3 protein-coding genes are annotated in these 1,279 nt (G+C 42.1%); all 3 read left to right on the top strand.

From position 1 onward, the window contains the following. The first annotated feature begins 128 nt into the window (after positions 1-128). The 3 genes from F1735_RS33665 (at position 129) to F1735_RS33655 (ending at position 1,245) form a co-directional block, all read left to right on the top strand. Complete coding sequence (locus F1735_RS33665) at positions 129-581, top strand: AHH domain-containing protein (RefSeq protein WP_229506094.1); 453 nt, start codon at positions 129-131, stop codon at positions 579-581. Next, positions 578-862, top strand: a complete 285-nt coding sequence (locus F1735_RS33660) for a hypothetical protein (protein WP_167241363.1) — start codon at positions 578-580, stop codon at positions 860-862. The genes F1735_RS33665 and F1735_RS33660 overlap by 4 nt, the downstream gene beginning before the upstream one ends. 92 nt (positions 863-954) lie before the next feature. Beyond that, entirely contained in the window at positions 955-1,245 is a 291-nt protein-coding gene (locus tag F1735_RS33655; protein ID WP_167241361.1) for a hypothetical protein, read from the top strand. The last annotated feature ends 34 nt before the right edge of the window (positions 1,246-1,279 follow it).

The following is a 1,279-nucleotide window of genomic DNA, read 5'->3' as shown; positions in this document are numbered from 1 at the left end:
GAAACTGAACCCGATTCATCGTCGCCATAATCTTCTCCCGCCTGCGCCACCGCGCACGCATATGCAAGGTTGGACACGTAACGGCGACCAAAGTTCAGTTATGCTGAAGATCAGCGCTAATCACCAACATGTATGCGTATGCGCCGAATCCAACTGGGTGGATGGACCCGTTGGGATGGTGCTCCACCGCACTTGGGAGAAATATTGGCGCAAAACCGGGCGATGGTATGCAAAACCACCATCTTATTCCTGAGGAAATCATGGGCGACTTCAACTATTCGGCGATGTTCGATAGGTTGCGTAGTTTGGGATTTAAGGATGATGGAGCACCAAACGGCATTCTTCTACCAGGTAGTTCAGCGCTTGCAAAAACAATGAATCTTCCTGGACATTGGTCTAATCACAACCAGTACACAGCCGCGATAAAGAATGAAGTTTCAATTTTGAGCGATCGATTCGATGCTGGACTGATCGGAAATAACGAATTGAAAGAAGGGATAGGAGAAATTCAAAAGTGGGCAAGAGAGGAGCTCATCAAGGGAACATTCGTTGTTGATGTAATTACAGGGAGATTGTTATGACTGAAAAGAACTACTTTATTGTGAAATATAAGGAATGTGGAGCCGAGTGCCCTATACACCTTTCGGGAAAACTCAATCATCCTAGATTAGAGTGGGATACTTTTGAGACTAATCCAAACAACGTGGTTATTGAAAAAGAGTATGAATTCACCGTAACTGATAGACAAATTAAATCTTTAGATTTTGATCTATATGGACTTCAAACAAAATTTGTGTCCAGAAAATTCTTGGAAACATGCGAAGATTTGAATGTAAAATTTCGTGCGGTGCCGTTGAAATAATTGAAAGAAGGGATAGGAGAAATTCAAAAGTGGGCAAGAGAGGAGCTCATCAAGGGAACATTCGTTGTTGATGTAATTACAGGGAGATTGTTATGACTGAAAAGAACTACTTTATTGTGAAATATAAGGAATGTGGAGCCGAGTGCCCTATACACCTTTCGGGAAAACTCAATCATCCTAGATTAGAGTGGGATACTTTTGAGACTAATCCAAACAACGTGGTTATTGAAAAAGAGTATGAATTCACCGTAACTGATAGACAAATTAAATCTTTAGATTTTGATCTATATGGAGCCTCTTGCAAAACTAGCGGAACGGATGAAAATTGCTTGGCAGCGCAAGCGAAAAGGTGGGAGTGGGCGCCCATTTCTGGCATGATTTAGTTCTAACGCTTAATCAAAACGCCCACACCATGAA

The sequence above is a fragment of the Massilia genomosp. 1 genome (assembly GCF_011682185.1).
GTDB classification, from domain to species: domain Bacteria; phylum Pseudomonadota; class Gammaproteobacteria; order Burkholderiales; family Burkholderiaceae_D; genus Telluria_A; species Telluria_A rubra.
The sequence above is the reverse complement of the archived record's forward strand: the minus strand, read 5'-3'. Positions and strand labels throughout refer to the sequence as shown.

Excerpts from the sequence above, each read along its gene's own strand:
- F1735_RS33665 (WP_229506094.1), top strand. The coding sequence starts at position 129 with ATGTATGCGTATGCGCCGAATCCAACTGGGTGGATGGACCCGTTGGGA.
- F1735_RS33660 (WP_167241363.1), top strand. The coding sequence starts at position 578 with ATGACTGAAAAGAACTACTTTATTGTGAAATATAAGGAATGTGGAGCC.
- F1735_RS33655 (WP_167241361.1), top strand. The coding sequence starts at position 955 with ATGACTGAAAAGAACTACTTTATTGTGAAATATAAGGAATGTGGAGCC.